This window comes from Streptomyces sp. GD-15H, assembly GCF_045291515.1.
In the GTDB taxonomy this organism is placed as follows: domain Bacteria; phylum Actinomycetota; class Actinomycetes; order Streptomycetales; family Streptomycetaceae; genus Streptomyces.
In genome coordinates, this window is the sequence record NZ_CP149447.1 from 5,608,273 (window position 1) to 5,624,525 (window position 16,253).

The 16,253-nt window shown below is 71.4% G+C and carries 10 protein-coding genes and 6 pseudogenes; 5 read left to right on the plus strand and 11 right to left on the minus strand.

Features of this window, described 5'->3' with window-relative positions:
- Window positions 1–52: 52 nt before the first annotated feature.
- Both WJ438_RS26545 and WJ438_RS26550 read left to right on the plus strand, forming a co-directional pair.
- Window positions 53–618: pseudogene (locus WJ438_RS26545) on the plus strand (O-methyltransferase).
- 123 nt (window positions 619–741) lie between these two features.
- Window positions 742–1,140, plus strand: coding sequence for a VOC family protein (locus WJ438_RS26550; protein WP_406727457.1), 399 nt, complete (start codon window positions 742–744; stop codon window positions 1,138–1,140).
- A gap of 67 nt (window positions 1,141–1,207) precedes the next feature.
- Here WJ438_RS26550 and WJ438_RS26555 read toward each other — a convergent pair whose 3' ends face one another.
- From WJ438_RS26555 to WJ438_RS26570, 4 genes and pseudogenes are all read right to left on the minus strand, one after another.
- Window positions 1,208–1,813 carry a hypothetical protein gene (locus tag WJ438_RS26555; RefSeq protein WP_406727458.1) on the minus strand — a complete coding sequence of 202 codons (606 nt, stop codon included), beginning with the start codon at window positions 1,811–1,813 and terminating at the stop codon, window positions 1,208–1,210.
- Window positions 1,814–1,928: 115 nt separating this feature from the next.
- Complete coding sequence (locus tag WJ438_RS26560) at window positions 1,929–2,135, minus strand: DUF397 domain-containing protein (protein ID WP_406727459.1); 207 nt, start codon at window positions 2,133–2,135, stop codon at window positions 1,929–1,931.
- A gap of 6 nt (window positions 2,136–2,141) precedes the next feature.
- Window positions 2,142–2,351, minus strand: a pseudogene (locus WJ438_RS26565) (Scr1 family TA system antitoxin-like transcriptional regulator); the annotation flags it as partial.
- Between the two features lie 153 nt (window positions 2,352–2,504).
- Window positions 2,505–3,319: pseudogene (locus WJ438_RS26570) on the minus strand (endonuclease I family protein).
- Window positions 3,320–3,581: 262 nt separating this feature from the next.
- Here WJ438_RS26570 and WJ438_RS26575 point away from each other — a divergent pair.
- The 3 genes and pseudogenes from WJ438_RS26575 to WJ438_RS26585 all read left to right on the plus strand — a co-directional run bounded on the left by WJ438_RS26575 (window position 3,582) and on the right by WJ438_RS26585 (window position 9,794).
- Window positions 3,582–7,325: an ABC transporter ATP-binding protein gene (locus tag WJ438_RS26575; protein ID WP_406727460.1), complete on the plus strand. Its 3,744-nt coding sequence runs from the start codon at window positions 3,582–3,584 to the stop codon at window positions 7,323–7,325.
- Between the two features lie 100 nt (window positions 7,326–7,425).
- A complete protein-coding gene (locus WJ438_RS26580) occupies window positions 7,426–7,812 on the plus strand; it encodes a hypothetical protein (protein ID WP_406727461.1) in 387 nt (128 codons plus the stop codon).
- A 525-nt stretch (window positions 7,813–8,337) separates the two neighbouring features.
- A pseudogene (locus WJ438_RS26585) lies at window positions 8,338–9,794 on the plus strand (S28 family serine protease).
- 66 nt (window positions 9,795–9,860) lie between these two features.
- Here WJ438_RS26585 and WJ438_RS26590 read toward each other — a convergent pair.
- The 7 genes and pseudogenes from WJ438_RS26590 to WJ438_RS26620 all read right to left on the minus strand — a co-directional run bounded on the left by WJ438_RS26590 (window position 9,861) and on the right by WJ438_RS26620 (window position 16,221).
- Window positions 9,861–10,502 carry a hypothetical protein gene (locus tag WJ438_RS26590; RefSeq protein WP_406727462.1) on the minus strand — a complete coding sequence of 214 codons (642 nt, stop codon included), beginning with the start codon at window positions 10,500–10,502 and terminating at the stop codon, window positions 9,861–9,863.
- Between the two features lie 158 nt (window positions 10,503–10,660).
- Window positions 10,661–12,508 carry a glycoside hydrolase family 3 protein gene (locus WJ438_RS26595; protein ID WP_406727463.1) on the minus strand — a complete coding sequence of 616 codons (1,848 nt, stop codon included), beginning with the start codon at window positions 12,506–12,508 and terminating at the stop codon, window positions 10,661–10,663.
- A 103-nt stretch (window positions 12,509–12,611) separates the two neighbouring features.
- Window positions 12,612–12,791, minus strand: a pseudogene (locus WJ438_RS26600) (LysR family transcriptional regulator); the annotation flags it as partial.
- Between the two features lie 178 nt (window positions 12,792–12,969).
- Complete coding sequence (locus WJ438_RS26605; protein ID WP_406729817.1) at window positions 12,970–13,221, minus strand: zinc ribbon domain-containing protein; 252 nt, start codon at window positions 13,219–13,221, stop codon at window positions 12,970–12,972.
- Window positions 13,222–13,303: 82 nt separating this feature from the next.
- Window positions 13,304–14,103, minus strand: a pseudogene (locus WJ438_RS26610) (sugar phosphate isomerase/epimerase family protein).
- 66 nt (window positions 14,104–14,169) lie between these two features.
- On the minus strand, window positions 14,170–14,763 hold the full coding sequence (locus tag WJ438_RS26615) for a dihydrofolate reductase family protein (RefSeq protein WP_406727464.1): 594 nt from the start codon (window positions 14,761–14,763) through the stop codon (window positions 14,170–14,172).
- Window positions 14,764–15,174: 411 nt separating this feature from the next.
- A complete protein-coding gene (locus tag WJ438_RS26620; RefSeq protein WP_406727465.1) occupies window positions 15,175–16,221 on the minus strand; it encodes a LacI family DNA-binding transcriptional regulator in 1,047 nt (348 codons plus the stop codon).
- Between the last annotated feature and the right edge of the window lie 32 nt (window positions 16,222–16,253).

Genomic DNA, 16,253 nt, shown 5'->3' on the forward strand with positions numbered 1-16,253 from the left:
GAGGTCTCTGCCGGTGGATAGCGTGCTGTTCACCGTGAAGGGGCGTGGCCACATGACAGACCGTCCGATTCCGCCTCGCGTGGTGACCGCAGAGCGGATCGCATCCGAGGCAGGGTTCAAGAAGAGTTGCACCCCTGAAGTGGGCAGGCTGCTCAGGCTGGCCGCTGCCGCGAAGCCCCAGGGGGTCATTGCCGAGAGCGGTACCGGCTCGGGAGTGGGTACCGCTTGGCTGCACGACGGCCTGGGCTCTGGGGCACGTCTGGTCACCGTGGAGCGCGATGAGGAACTGGCCCGTCGAGTGGCCGGTGTCTTCGCGGACGACCGGCGCGTCAGTGTTCTCACCGGGGACTGGCGGCTGCTCGAGCAGCATGCGCCCTTCGACGTCTTCTTCTGCGACGACGGGGCGAGCGTGACGATCCCCAGCGGGTCGTCGAGTTGCTTGCTCCCGGTGGCCTGCTCATCCTGGATGACTTCACCCCGTCACCTGGTTGGCCGCCTCGTTTCGGCGGCGAAGTGGATGAACTCCGCCTGTTCTACCTCACCCATCCAGCCCTGGACGCCACTGAAGTACTCACCACCCCAGCCAGTTCAGCGGTTGTCGCGGCACGCCGTCCCTAGGTTCTGGAGACGAGTGCGGACCTGGTCGGCCCGCTCCAGGAGGGTGTGGCCGGTACCCCGCCGACACCCGGTCCGGAGCTTCCACACGAAGAGGGAGTGTCGGCAGACCTTAGGCTGGCCCGCATGTTGAGGATCGGAATTCCTGTCATCGGTGTCACGGACATTCCCCGCGCAGTGGCCTTCTGGACGCAGGCTCTGAACCTGGTGGTCGCTGAGGAATGGAAGAGCGAGACGTGGCGGACACTCAACCATGCCGACGGCTCCGGCCAAGCTCTCGGCTTGCTTCGCAGCACGTCGCCCGCGGAGCCATACCCACGCCTCCACCTGGACCTTTTCACCGATACGACGGAGGAACAGCAAGCCGAGGTCCAACGACTGATCAGTCTCGGTGCACAGTCCGTCGACTGGGACCTCTACCCACCCAACCCCGACTTCGTCGTCCTCGCCGACCCGGACGACAACATCTTCTGCGTCGTCGACCTGAGCCGCGCACCCAATGGCGGCAATCGGCCGACACCCTGAAGCGGCGGCTGTTCACCAGGCAGTCGTTGCCCCTCGTAGCTCCTGACCAAGAGGGTCTACAGGGTTCTTACGCGAACACCCATGGTTCCAGCAGGTCGCTGAGCAGGTCGGTGAAGGCGTTGTCCAGGGTGTCCTCCCGGAGTCGGTCGCCGACGGCTTCGGGGCAGAGGGCGGCGGGGCGGGCGGTCCAGAGGATCTTCCAGGGCCTGGAGGCCAGCGCGCGGTCGCCCCAGATCCCGCCGTGAGGGCAGAGGGGATGGAGCAGATCGCCGATGCGGTCCGTCGCGATCCCCACCAGGGGGCCGTCGAGCGCCGTGTGCGCCGCTGCGAACTCCTTGGGAGAGGACCGGGCGACGGCAGCCGTGGTCGGGTGACGGCGGATGGTGCGGACCACCTCCGTCAGGTGCTGGGTGATTCCCGGGACCGTGCCGTCGCTCGGGCAGGCTCGGTCCGCCGTGACGAAGGCGTGCGCAAGCTCGGCCTGTAGTGCGTGCAGATGCAGCGCGGTGACGGATTTCCAGTTCTGATAAAGGAAGTTGCGGGTCGTCCCGCAGTCCCGAGCGATGGCGGCCAGGGGTAGGTTCAGGCCTTCCGTGCGCATGAGAGTGCGTACGGTGCTGATCACCTGTCCCGTGCTGTGGGGGTCGGGGCCGTGCCTGAAGGGTGGGCTCACGGCAGCTATCTTGCTGAAAACCGTGAGCAGTCGGCGGGAAAGTGCCCCTTAAGCGCTCAAATGAGTGACATCTGGACAGTGGGGGCTGATGTGCTCACGGTTTTCGCGGGATGGGTCACTGCTGGAGGGCGGCGGTGAACGACGCCCACCCCGCCACGGAGAAGACCAACACCGGCCCGTCCGGAACCTTGGAGTCCCGCACGGGCACGCCTGACGGGTGGTTGTCCAGGATCTCGAGGCAGCTTCCTCCTTCGGGACCGCTGTAGGACGACTTGCGCCAGCCGTGCACCGAAGGGCCCTCTGGGGGCGTGTCTTCAACCACGGTGTTTTAGTCCTTCGTTGTCGCCTTCAGCATGGCGAGGGACTCCTTCAGGGACAAGGCGTCGCTCATTGCGAGATCGTAGGCGCCTTGAAGCCGGGTGACCACGGTCGGGGAGTCGTGCACCTTCCCGACCATGGAGCCTTCCGAGTAAGCCACCGGAGGTTGATCCTTGAACCACATCAGAGTGAGCATGCCTTGGAGGAGCTGGTAGGCGCCGCCGCCAACGGACGTCCGCCGCATCGCCGAGAGCCGGGGCGCCCGCGGCGGCATGCCCGGACGTTGATGGCGACCGGGCATGCCCGGACGTGGTGCGCCCGTGGTACTCGGGGTGGTGTCGCCGGGCACCACGGGGCACCGGCCGACGGCGGGCTACCAGATCGACTCGACCCACTCCGGGTGGTCGATGAACGGATTGCGGTTGCGCTGGTAGGAGGTGTAGATGACGTCGTTGCGGCGCTTCTCGAAGGCGCTCGGCGGGTCCTGCTCGTGCCACTGCTTCAGGACCGAGAGGCGGCCGTGGTACGGGGCGCTGCCGTTGTTGACGTTGCCGTTGGGCTCCAGGTCGGGCCAGCCGTCGCCGCCCTCGTAGCGGACGGCCATGTAGAGGATCATGCGCGCCACGTCGCCCTTGACGGCGTCGCGCGGCTCGAAGGAGTCGGAGTCGGTGAGGCTGCCGCCGCCGTTGGTGACGGGGCTGCCGCCCTTGTCGAAGTCCTTGTTGCCGCGGATGGAGTTGACCTGGACGTCCTCGGGGCGCAGATGGTGGATGTCGGTGCCGGGGCCCGTGGAGGTGCCGAAGTCGCCGTGGGACTTGGCCCACACGTGCTCGCGGTTCCAGTTGCCCACGTTCCCGCCGTTGAGGGACTTGCTGCGGGAGATGCCCGAGTACAACAGGACCACGTTGTTGCTGTTGTTCGGGTCCTGATCGGTGACCTTGAGGGCCTCCCAGACGGCCGAGTACGACAGTTTCGTCTGGTTCCTGATGATCGTGTGCAGGGAGCTCTTCAGGGCCGTGCCGGACTTGCCGATCGCGCCCGCGTAGTACGTGTCGTCGTACGCGGTGGTCGCGGTGGTCGCGGCGCCGGCGGGGGCGCGGTCAGTGCGGGGACGGTGAGGCCGACCAGGACGGCCGAGGTGGCCAGGGCGAGCGTCTTCCAGCGGCGGCGTATGTGTGTCACGGGCATGTGGGGAAGTCCGATCTACGCGGGTTGAATGACGGGTATCGGCATCGTGGCATGGACATGAGGTCAAGGGAATGTACGAGACGTGGCGATTACGTGACGCCCTTGCGGCGTGGCCGGCCGGGGCGGCGGACCCGCCTCCACGCTCTTGGCGTACGGCTCCGACCGGCCCCGATCGTTGCGCCGGGATGAAATCCGCCGCGGATCGCGTTGGTGCCTTCCGGTAGATCAGGACGATCGGATCAGGACGACGGAGGGCACCCGCGTGACACCGCAACAGGGATGGGCACGGCGACTGACCGGATACGCGTGGCGGTATCCCAAGGACGTCGTCCTGGCCCTGGGCGCCTCCCTCGGCGGCATGGCCGTGATGGCGCTGGTCCCGCTGATCACCAAGGTGATCATCGACGACGTGATCGGCGACCACAGCCGCGCCATGGCCCCCTGGGCGGGCGCCCTGATCGGTGCCGCGCTCGTCGTCTACGTCCTCACCTACATCCGCCGCTACTACGGCGGCCGGCTCGCCCTCGACGTCCAGCACGACCTGCGGACCGAGATGTACCGGACGATCACCCGGCTCGACGGCCGCCGTCAGGACGAGCTGTCCACCGGGCAGGTCGTCGGGCGGGCGACCAGCGACCTCCAGCTGATCCAGGGCCTGCTCTTCATGCTGCCGATGACCATCGGCAACATCCTGCTGTTCCTGATCTCCCTCGGGATCATGGCGTCGCTCTCGCTGCCGCTCACGGGCGTCGCCCTCGCCGTCGCGCCCGCCCTGTGGTGGATCGCCAAGCGCAGCCGCACCCGGCTGCACCCCTCCACCTGGTACGCCCAGGCCCAGGCCGCCGCCGTCGCGGGCGTGGTCGACGGCGCCGTGGGCGGCGTCCGCGTGGTGAAGGGCTTCGGGCAGGAGGAGCAGGAGACGGGGAAGCTGCGTGAGGTCGGCCGGCGGCTGTTCGCCGGGCGGCTGCGCACCATCCGCCTGAACTCCAGGTACACCCCGGCCCTCCAGGCCGTCCCCGCCCTCGGCCAGGTGGCGATGCTCGCGCTCGGCGGCTGGCTCGCCGTGCGCGGCGGCATCACCCTGGGCACGTTCGTCGCGTTCTCCACCTACCTCGCCCAGCTCGTCGGCCCGGTCAGGATGCTCGCCGTGGTCCTCACCGTCGGGCAGCAGGCCCGCGCCGGCACCGAGCGCGTCCTGGAGCTGATCGACACCGAGCCGTCCCTGACGGACGGCACCAAGGAGCTCCCCGCCGACGCCCCCGCGACCGTCGAGTTCGACGACGTCTCCTTCGGCTACGACTCCCCCTCCGGAAAAAGCATCCCGGTCCTGAACGGCCTCTCCTTCGAGATCCGCCCCGGCGAGACCCTCGCCGTCGTCGGCGCCTCCGGCTCCGGCAAGTCCACCGTCTCCCTGCTCCTGCCGCGGTTCTACGACGTCACCGGCGGCGCCGTCCTCGTCGGCGGGCACGACGTGCGGGAGCTGACCACCGAGTCGCTGCGGGCCGCCATCGGACTGGTCCCGGAGGACTCCTTCCTCTTCTCCGACACCGTGCGCGCCAACATCGCGTACGGCCGCCCGGACGCGACCGAGGAGCAGATCGTGGCCGCCGCCCGCGCGGCCCAGGCCGACCGGTTCATCACGGAGCTGCCCGACGGCTACGACACCACGGTCGGCGAGCACGGCCTGACCCTCTCCGGCGGCCAGCGCCAGCGCGTCGCGCTCGCCCGCGCGATCCTCACCGACCCGCGCCTGCTGGTGCTCGACGACGCCACCTCCGCCGTGGACGCCCGCGTCGAGCACGAGATCCACGAGGCGCTGGCGGAGGTCATGCGCGGCCGCACCACCCTGCTGATCGCGCACCGCCGCTCCACCCTGAACCTCGCCGACCGCATCGCCGTCCTCGAGGGCGGCCGGCTCGCCGACATCGGCACCCACGACGAGCTCCAGCGGCGCTCCGCCCGCTACCGGCGGCTGCTCACCGACCCCGACGAGCTGGGCGGCGTCTCCCCGGGCCACACCCCGTCCGCCGCGCCGCAGGAGGCCCACCCGGAGGACACCTCGGTCCGCGCGGAGCTGGACGCCGAGTTCGACGCCGAACGCGGGGTCACGCCACACCTGTGGACCGGCGACCGCGAGCCCAAGGACACCGCCCTGGCCGGCAGCCCGGCCACCCCCGAGCTGCTCGCCCAGGTCGCGGCCCTGCCCCCGGCGAACGACGTCCCCGACATCGACGAGAGCCGGGCCGTCCAACCGGAGGAGTCCTACGGCCTGCGCCGCCTGCTGCGCGGCTTCGGCCTGCCCCTGCTGATCAGCCTCGGGCTGGTCGCGGTGGACGCGGGCATGGGCCTGCTGCTGCCGGTGCTGATCCGGCACGGCATCGACGACGGCGTCACCCAGGCCGCCCTCGGCGCGGTCTGGGCGGCCGCCCTGCTCGGCCTGCTCGTCGTGGCCGCCCAGTGGGCCGCGCAGATCGGCGAGATCCGGATGACCGGACGCACCGGCGAACGCGTGCTGTACTCGCTGCGGCTGAAGGTCTTCGCCCAGCTCCAGCGACTCGGCCTCGACTACTACGAGCGCGAGCTGACCGGCCGGATCATGACCCGGATGACCACCGACATCGACGCCCTGTCGACGTTCCTGCAGACGGGCCTGGTCACCGCGTTCGTCTCGGTGGTCACCTTCTTCGGCATCATGGGCGCGCTGCTGGTGATCGACGTACAGCTCGCCCTGGTCGTCTTCGCCACCCTGCCCCCGCTGATCATCGCCACGTTCTTCTTCCGCCGGGCCAGCGTGAAGGCGTACGAACTGGCCCGGGAACGGGTGTCGGCGGTCAACGCCGACCTCCAGGAGTCCGTGTCCGGACTGCGGATCGTGCAGGCGTTCGGGCGCGAGCGGCACGGCAACCGGCGGTTCGCCGAGCGCAGCGCCGGCTACCGCGCCGCTCGGATCCGGGGCCAGTGGCTGATCTCGGTGTACTTCCCGTTCGTGCAGTTCCTGGCGTCGTCGGCCGCGGCGGCGGTGCTGATCGTGGGCGGGGCCAGGGTCGACAACGGGACGCTGACGACCGGTGCGCTGGTGGCGTACCTGCTCTACATCGACCTGTTCTTCGCTCCGGTGCAGCAGCTCTCCCAGGTCTTCGACGGCTACCAGCAGGCGACCGTCTCCCTGGGCCGCATCCAGGAACTGCTCCGGGAGCCGACGTCCACCGAGGACGCCGCGAAACCCCTCGGCGTGCCCTCCCTGCGCGGACAGATCGCCTTCGAGGACGTCCACTTCGCCTACGGGGACGAGGAGGAGGCGCTCAGCGGCATCGACCTGCGCATCCCCGCCGGGCAGACCGTCGCGTTCGTCGGCGAGACCGGCGCCGGGAAATCCACCCTGGTCAAGCTGGTGGCCCGGTTCTACGACCCCACCGGGGGCAGGGTCACCGTCGACGGCACCGACCTCAGGGACCTCGACATCACCGCGTACCGGCACCGGCTCGGCGTGGTCCCGCAGGAGGCCTACCTCTTCCCGGGCACCGTCCGGGACGCCATCGCCTACGGCCGCCCGGACGCCACCGACGCCGAGGTCGAGGCGGCGGCCCGCGCGGTCGGGGCGCACGAGATGATCGCCACGCTGGAGGGCGGCTATCTGCACGAGGTCGCCGAACGCGGCCGGAACCTCTCCGCCGGACAGCGCCAGCTGATCGCCCTGGCCCGCGCCGAACTGGTCGACCCGGACGTCCTGCTGCTCGACGAGGCCACCGCCGCGCTCGACCTGGCCACCGAGGCACAGGTCAACCAGGCGACGGACCGGCTGGCGGGGCGGCGTACGACGCTGGTCGTCGCGCACCGGCTGACCACCGCCGCCCGCGCCGACCGGGTCGTAGTCATGGACCGCGGCCGGGTCGCGGAGGACGGCACCCACGAGGAGCTGCTGGCCCGCGACGGGCGGTACGCCGAGCTGTGGCGGACCTTCATCGGGCAGGCCGAACCGGAGGAGCCGGTCGGCGCCGGCCGCTGAACACGCAACCATCCGCCGTACGTCATGCGTCCGTACACGCGTACGCCGTGGTACGCGGCGGGTGCGGCAGGTGCGGTGCGGTCCCGGGGGAGGAACGGCAGTGGGCAGTGGAGCGATACGCCGGCGGCTCGCGCTCGGTCTGGCGGTGCTGACCGCGTCGGGGCTGCTCGTCGTCGCCGCACCGGGCGACGCACAGGCCGCCGCGCACTGCCCCGGACGCAAGGTGCGCACCCTGCCGTTCTCCACCGGCACCGTGGTCGTCCACAAGCGCGGCGGCTACCTCTGCGCCGTCACCCTCGCCAAGAAGCCCGGCACCGAGCGGACGACGTCGGTGAGCATCCGGGCGCGCGGCGGCCGGCCGGTCGTCGACGAGGGCCGCTACAAGCGCTACGCCGGCCCGGTCACCGTGCACGCCGGCCGCCGCTGCGTCTGGGTGAAGGGACGGGTGGGCGGCGACTCGCTCAGCTCCGGCTGGATCCTGTGCTGAGCCCGCGCCCCCATTGAGCACTGTGCGGCGTGAAGTGTGCGGGCCACGGGTCCGGTGTGAGGGGCGGGCGGGATACTCACGCTGATCGCCGGCCGGTGCCCACAGTGAGGATCGTCTGGCTTGCCGGCCGGTGCCGTTGCCGGTTCTGCTGCGCCGGCCGCTGTGCCGCCCTCACGAGCCGTCACTGGGCCGGTACGCCGGGAAAGTGCGGGGGTGGGTGTGCACGAGCTGGAGCGGATCACGGCTCGCCGGAGTGAACTGGATTCGCTCGCTGAGGAGTTGGCCAAGAAACTGCAGGAGGCCCGGGCCGAGTGGGAGGAGCTGGTGATCGCCGGGCGGGTCTTGAACCGGCTGGCTGAGCAGGGTCGGGCCGCCGCACAGGCCGCCACAGCCGTCGCCTCCCACCCCCTGTCCCGTGTAGGGCCTTTGTCCCCTCCGTACACAGGGTATTCCCCATGTCCCCTGGTGCTCACGCGAGTTGGTCCGCTACCTTCCGGCGCACATCTGTCTCACAGGGGAGTGCGCATGCGCAAGGCGCTCAGATGGCTGCTCACGCTCACGATGCTCATCGGCACGGTGAGCGCGGCGAGCGCGGCCACCGCCGCCGAGCCTCAGGCCACCGGCAGCACCACCGGCAGCACCACCGGCAGCACCGACATCAAGGAGAGACTGCTCTCCGTACCGGGCATGAGCCTGGTCGAGGAGAAGCCGTACACCGGGTACCGCTTCTTCGTCCTCAACTACACCCAGCCGGTCGACCACCGCAGGCCCTCCAAGGGCACGTTCCAGCAGCGGATCACCGTGCTGCACAAGGACGTGGCGCGGCCGACCGTCTTCTACACCGGCGGCTACCACGTCTCCACCACGCCCCGCCGCAGCGAACCCACCCAGATCGTGGACGGCAACCAGGTCTCCCTGGAGTACCGCTTCTTCACCCCGTCCCGTCCCGACCCGGCCGACTGGTCCACACTGGACATCTGGCAGGCCGCCAGCGACCAGCACCGCCTCTTCGAGGCGCTGAAGGGGATCTACTCCGAGAAGTGGATCTCCACCGGCGGCTCCAAGGGCGGCATGACCGCCACCTACTACGAGCGTTTCTACCCGCGCGACATGGACGGTGTCGTCGCCTACGTCGCCCCCAACGACGTGGTGAACAGGGAGGATTCCGCCTACGACCGCTTCTTCGAGAAGGTCGGCACCAAGGAGTGCCGCGACCGGCTGAACGCGGTGCAGCGCGAGGCGCTGGTACGCCGGGCGCCGCTGGCGAAGAAGTACGCGGCCCTCGCCGCCGAGAACGGCTACACCTTCGACACCGTCGGCAGCCTGGACCGCGCCTACGAGGCGGTCGTCCTCGACTACGTCTGGGGCTTCTGGCAGTACAGCACGGTGGCGGACTGCGAGCAGATCCCGGCGGACGCGCCGAACGCCACCGACGACGAGATCTGGACCTCGATCGACACGATCTCCGGCTTCTCGTTCTACACCGACCAGGGCCTCAGCCCGTACACGCCGTACTACTACCAGGCCGGTACGCAGCTGGGCGCGCCGACCATCCACTTCCCGCACATCGAGAAGAAGTACGTCCGGTACGGCTACCAGCCGCCGCGCACCTTCGTCCCCCGCTCGATCCCGATGGAGTTCGAGCACGGGGCCATGCGGGACGTCGACACCTGGGTGCGGCACAACGCCCGGCACATGCTGTTCGTCTACGGCGAGAACGACCCGTGGGGCGCCGAGCCGTTCCGGCTCGGGCACGGCGCGCGCGACTCCTACGTGCTGACCGCCCCCGGCATGAACCACGGCGCCAATGTGGCCGGTCTGGTCGAAGAGGAGAAGGCGCTGGCGACGGCCCGCATCCTCGACTGGGCGGACGTCGCGCCGGCCGCGGTCCGGGAGAACCCGGCCGAGGCGAAGCCGCTGGCGGCGTTCGACGCCAAGCTGGACCGGCGGGACGTCGAGCGGAGCCGGCCCTGCGTCCGTAGGGACGCGCCGTGCGGCTTGGAGCCCCGAACAGAACGGGCGCCCGGCTCCCGTTCTGTTCGGGGCTCTCACACCGGGCGGGCGCAGCCCACCGGTGTGGCGCCGCCGAGCCGGACGAAGAGGGCCGTGGACGCCGGGCACCGCGACTTGGCGTCCACGGTCTCGGTCACCTTGTACTCCGGCTTGTGCTTCCCCTCGCCGTCGCAGGCCGTCTCGCGGACCTTTCCGTCGGGCAGGCCGTAGACGCAGTCTCCGACGATGGTGCGCGGCCCGCCCCCGCCGCCGGGATCGCCCGGGTGCGGCGGCTGGAGGTTGCGCATGCAGGCGTAGCCGCGCGGCACCACCCCGTCGCCGTCCTCGTCGGAGGAGGGGTGCTGCTCGCTGATGTGCAGCACGAAGTCCGTGGTGGCCGGGCAGCGCGGCCCGTCGCGCACGGTTCCGTCGTGGCGGGCGACGACCCGGGCCGCCGCCCGTTCACCGTCGCACGACACCTCGGTGAAACTGGTCCGGCCGAACGAACTGCACTCGTCGACCGCCAGGAACACCGCCCCGTACCCCGAGGTCCGGCCCGGTGCCGGCGACGCCGTCGCCGTCCGCTCCTCGCCCGGGCGGCCGTCCTGCCCGGTGCCGCCGAGCGCGCTCTGACATCCGGTCGACAGCGCCGCGGCAAGGGCGGCGAGCGCGCACACCGCTCCCAGGGAACTCCTCATGTGCGACACCATCCCCCGACACCCCCGGCCGGCGTGACCCGCCAGGGCGGGTCACGCCGGACATACGGGATACTCTGCGCACGTCGGTGAGGGTGTGTCGGGTGTGTGACGTACGGGCGCTACGTCCATGCGCCCGTACGCGCCGTACGGGTCGGCCGTCAGTACGTCAGCCCGTGCCCGACGGGGTACAGCACCGTCGCCGGGTCGTCCGCCCGCTGCACCGGCACCGGCAGCTTCCCGCGCGGCTCCACCTTGCCCGCGATCACCCGGGCCGCCGCCCGCAGTTCGACGTCGGTCCAGGAGTACGTCGCCAAATAGGCCGGTACGGCGGGCAGGTGAGCCACGTCGTACGGGTTGCGGATCGCCACCGCGACCACCGGCCGGCCGGTCGCCAGGAGTTGCTCGACCAGGGTCCGCTGGCTGCTGGCAGCCGAGACGTTGTACGTCCCGACGACCACGGCGTCCGCGTCCCGCGCGGCGGCCACGGCCTTGGCGATCGTCGCCGCGGACGGTGCCGTCCCGGTGGACAGGGCGGTGGCCGTGAAGCCCAGCTCGGTCAGCGCCTGAGCGAGCACACCGGTCGGCGGTCCCGTCGTACCGGACGGGGAGGCCGGATCGGCGCCGACCACCAGCAGCTTCGGCTGCCTGCGCCGGGACAGGGGCAGCAGGCTCCGCTCGTTGACCAGCAGGGTGGTGGTCCGTTCGGCGATCCTGTCGGCCGCGGCCAGGTGCGCCCGGGTGCCGACGGTGCGGTCGACGCCTGCCTGGCTGACGTACGGGTCCTCGAACAGGCCGAGCTTCGCCTTCAGCCGCAGTACCCGCAGGATCGATTCGTCGAGCCGGTCCTCGGTGAGTTCGCCGTCCTGGACGGCCTTCAGCACGGCGTTCCAGGCCACGTCCAGGGACGGCGGGTTGAGCAGCTGGTCCACGCCCGCCTTCAGCGCCAGCACCGGCACCCGGTCGTCGCCGTACTTGGTCCGTACGCCCTCCATGCCGAGGGAGTCGGTGACCACGACCCCGTCATAGCCCAGTTCCTCGCGCAGGATGCCGGTGAGGATCGGGTGGGAGAGGGTGGCCGGGTCCTCGGAGCCGTCGAGTGCCGGGACCATCAGATGGGCCGTCATGATCGAGTCGATGCCCGCGGCGATCGCCGCCCGGAACGGCGGCGCGTCCAACCGCTCCCACTGCTCACGGCTGTGGGTGATCACCGGGAAGCCGGTGTGGCTGTCGACGGCGGTGTCACCGTGCCCGGGGAAGTGCTTGGCGGTCGCCGCGACCCCCGACCGCTGGAACCCGGTGACCTCGGCCGCGACCATCGCCGCCACCGCGTCCGGCTCGGAGCCGAAGGACCGTACGCCGATGACCGGGTTGGCCGGGTTGACGTTCACGTCGGCCACGGGGGCGTAGTCCTGACGGATGCCCAGGGCGCGCAGTTCCCGCCCGGCGATCCGGCCCAGGGTGCGCGCGTCGGAGCGGGAACCGCCCGCGCCGATCGCCATCGCCCCCGGGAACAGGGTCGCCGGCTCGCCGACGCGGGCGACGATGCCGTGCTCCTGGTCGGTGGAGATGAGCACCGGCAGCCCGCGCGGCAGGCCGAGGGACGCCTTCTGGATGCCGTTGGAGAGACCGGCGATCTGGTGCGGATCGCGGGTGTTGTGCGCCCAGGCGAAGTAGATGATGCCGCCGACCCGGTACTTCTCGAGCAGTTCGGCGGCCGTGCGCACGCCGATCTCCTTGAGGTTGGCGTCGATGTCCGCCTGGTCCGGGTCGGTGGCGGAGTGGCCGTAGACGCGCATCACGAACAGCTGGCCGACCTTCTCCTCCAGGGTCATCCGGGAGACGAGGGCGCGGAGCTTTCTGTCGTCGGGGGAGGCGGGAGAGGCGCCGGCCGCGTGCGCGGTGCCGCCGGCCGCGAGGGCGGTGGTGACGCCCGCGGTCGCGGCGAGGACGGTACGTCTGGACGGACGTGCGGTGCTTCCCGTGTTTCCCGTGCTGCTGTCGGGCACGTGCGCTCCTTTGGGAGGTGATCCGCGGGGGAATCCGCTGAAGGAAACTTCCAAGACGCCACCAATATCCGGGAAGTTTCTGCCAGTCAAGGGAGTGCGCGCCACGAGTGAGCGGGTGATGCGCGGGAGGGGCCGCCATCGGCGCGGCGGGCAGCGGTCCGCGCCCGAGCCGGGGGATCAGCGCGATCCCGAGTCCGGCGGCGACCAGGGTCGGGTTCTCGTCCGCCTGGTGCACGATCTCCGGCTCGTGCCGGGCGGCACGGAGGGTGCGCACCAGCCACTCTTGACCTCCGCCTCCCCGCGCTGACGCACGGGGATTCTCCGTCTGTCGGTGGCTCCTCTGAGCGAGGGGCCACCGGCTTCGGGGGATTCCTGTTTCCTCCCCACGTGGGTGGGGGTTGTGCGCGCTGCCGGGCTGCTGCCTGGTCTTGCGTGCGCTCCGCAGGCGTTTACCGCTGCCGTTACTGGCCTCGGGCCCCCGGTCCGGGGGTGGGTGGTGCCGCCGCCGCGAGGATGCGGCGGCCTTCATGGCGAACGTTCTTGCCCGCGTTCCAGTCGCGGTCGTACCGGGTGTCGCAGTTCGGGCAGGTCCACTGCCGGATGTTGAGCGATCCGGGGCCGTCGCGGAAGCCGCAGGCGGAACACACCTGCGAGGACGGGAAGTCGCGGGCGACCTTGGCGAAGCACCGGCCGCGCCGGATCGCTTTCGCCAGGTCCTGGCGGTGGGGACGGGGTACGGCGCGGGGTGCGGGGGCGCCCGCCGGGCGGGGAGTGGATCCGCCGGCCGGGAGTCGGTCACGCCGAGTCGTTGAGGAGGCGGGAGAGGTGGGCGTGGGCGGGGCCGAGCAGGCCGGGGAGGTCGGCGGCCCGCTCGTACCAGCGCTTCTCGTACTCCCAGCAGAGCCAGCCGTCCCAGCCGTGGCGGGAGAGGATCTCCACGCAGTCGGCCAGCGGCAGGATGCCGTCGCCGAGGGGGAGCGGCGTCGTGTCGTCGGCGGAGGCGATGTCCTTGACCTGGACGTAGCCGAGGTGGGGGAGAGGGCCGCGAAGCTCTCCGCGGGCTGCTCACCGCCCAGCCAGGTGTGCATCACGTCCCAGAGGGCGCCCACCTGTCGGTGGCCCACGAGGCCGAGGATCCTCATCGCGTCGGCGCCGGTGCGGTGGGAGTCGTGGGTCTCCAGCAGGATGCGCACACCGAGGTCACCGGCGTACTCGGCGGCCGTGCCCAGGCGCCGGGCGGCCGTCGCGTCGGCCTCCTCGGGGGTCTGCTCGGGGGTGCCGCCGGGGAAGACCCGGACGTAGGGGGCGCCGAGATCGCGGGCGAGAGCGAGAAGCGCACGGATCTCGGCGACGACGGCCTCGTCCTCGCCCGGCGCGGCGACCCTGGTGTATCCCGCGACGCCCAGGACCTCGACGCCGGCTGCCTTGAACTCGGCCGCGACGTCGGCCCGTTCGCCGGGGGTGAGGCCCGGGTTGACCGGTTCCTCGGGGTGTGCGCGCAGTTCGACGCCGTGGTAGCCGTGCGTGGTCGCGAGGCGGAGCACGTCGGTCATGGGCAGGCCGGGGACACCGAGGGTGGAGAACGCCAGCTTCATGTGGACGCACCTACCCGCGACGCCCCCCGGTGACTCCCCCTCGTCACTACGATGCCCCGCGCGGATTCAGACGGCGGCCCTGCGGTAGACGCACACCTGGGCGCCCGACTTCGCTGTGGTCGTCGAGACCAGCTCGAACGGGCGCTTCACGCCGTCGACGGGGAAGATCGACTTGCCGCCGCCCAGGATCACCGGCATGACGACGAGCTGCAGCTCGTCCACCAGGTCCTCGCTCAGCAGGGTGCGGACGAGGGTGGGGCTGCCCATCATCGCGAGGTCGCCGCCCTCGGTGGCGCGCAGCTCCCGGATGCGGGCGACGGCCTCCCCGGCGGGGATGAGCCGGCTGTTGTTCCAGGTCAGGTCGGACTCGTCCAGGGTGTCGGACACGACGTACTTCGGCAGGCCGTTGATGCGGTCGGCGAAGGGGTCCCCGGCCTGCCGGGGCCACGCCCCGGCCATCGTCTGCCAGGTGCGGCGCCCGTACAGCAGCGCGTCGGCCTTCTCCAGCGCGGCGTCGAAGGCGCCGCCGAGGACCTCCGGGTCGAAGTACGCGTGCGACCATCCGCCGTGCCGGAAGCCGCCGTCGGTGTCCTCCTCGGGGCCGCCGGGGGCCTGCACGACACCGTCGAGGCTGATGAACTCGGTGATCACGATACGCATGGCTGCTGCCGTTCCTTCTGCGCGTTCTGCGCGCTCCACTCGCCGGGACGATGACGGAAGTGCAGACCGACGCCACCGGCGGAACTCATCGCTCCCACCGAAAACGTCCGCCGACGCGCACGGCTGACGGCCCGCGGGGCCGAAGCGCCCCGCGCGACTGACGCGCCCCGATGCGACCCGGCGCGGCCGACGGCCCGTGTGGCGGGGTGTCCCGCGCCCGACGTGCTCCGCGTCCGCCGCGGTCCGGCTGAGGCGCCCTCACGCGGCCGGCGCGTGCCGATGGGGCCGGCGCGGCCGACGTGGCCCGTGTGGCGGGGTGTCCCGCGCCCGACGCGCCCCGCACACACGACCGGCCTCGCGCCCCGGCGTCGCGGAACCGGACTCGAGCGGCCGAGCGGCCCTGCGGCCCGCTCAACCCCTCGGTGGTCCGGAGGACCCCCGTACCATCAGTTCGCCCCGGATGGATGCGATGTCCCCGGGCGGAGGCTCCTCGCGGCCCATCGCGATCCGGCCGGCCCGTGCCCCCGCCTCGGCGAGCGGCAGCCGTACCGTCGTCAGGGCCGGTACCGCGTCGATGCTGAACGGCAGGTCGTCGAAACCGGCGACCGAGACGTCGTCGGGGATCTTCCGGCCGGAGTCCCGCAGCGCCGCGGACGCGCCCAGTGCGACGGAGTCGTTCGCGGCGACCACGGCGGTCAACCCGGGATCTCTGCGTAGGAGTTCGAGGGTGGCCTCGTAGCCCGACCGGCGGTCGTAGTGGCCGTGGACGGTCCAGCGGGGGTCTTCCTCGATGCCGTGCGCGGCGAGCGCGGCCCGGTGTCCCTCGAGGCGGTGGCGCGTGGTGGTGCGCTCCTGCGGGCCGGCGATGTAGCCGAGGCGGCGGTGGCCGAGCCCGATCAGATGCTCGGTGAGCTCCCGCCCGCCGCCGCGGTTGTCGAAGGTCAGCGCGATCGCCCCGGTGTCCGGCGCCGGCGGCCGCCCGCACAGCACCACCCGGGTCCCGGCGTCCGCCAGCTTGCGCAGCTTCGCGTCCATGGCCGCCCGGTGCGGGGCGTCCTCGATGGCGCCGCCGGTCAGCACCACCGCCGCGGCCCGCTGCCGCTGCAGCAGCGTCAGGTACGTCAACTCGCGCTCCGGGGTGCCGCCCGTGTTGCACACGACCGCGAGCCTCTCCCCGCCCGCCCGCCCGCCCGGACCCCCGATCTCGGACTGGATCGCGCTCGCCATGATCCCGAAGAACGGGTCGGCGATGTCGTTCACCAGAATGCCCACCAGGTCGGAGGTGGCGGCGGCCAGGGAGCTCGCGGGGCCGTTGAGCACGTAGTCCAGTTCGTCCACGGCCTTCAGCACCCGCTCGCGGGTGGAAGCGGCGACGGGATAGTTCCCGTTCAGCACGCGCGACACCGTCGCGGGGGAGACCTGCGCGCGGGCCGCCACGTCCGCCAGGGTCACCGTCATTTCTTGTCCTCCGGTCGCGCAGGTCGTCTCGT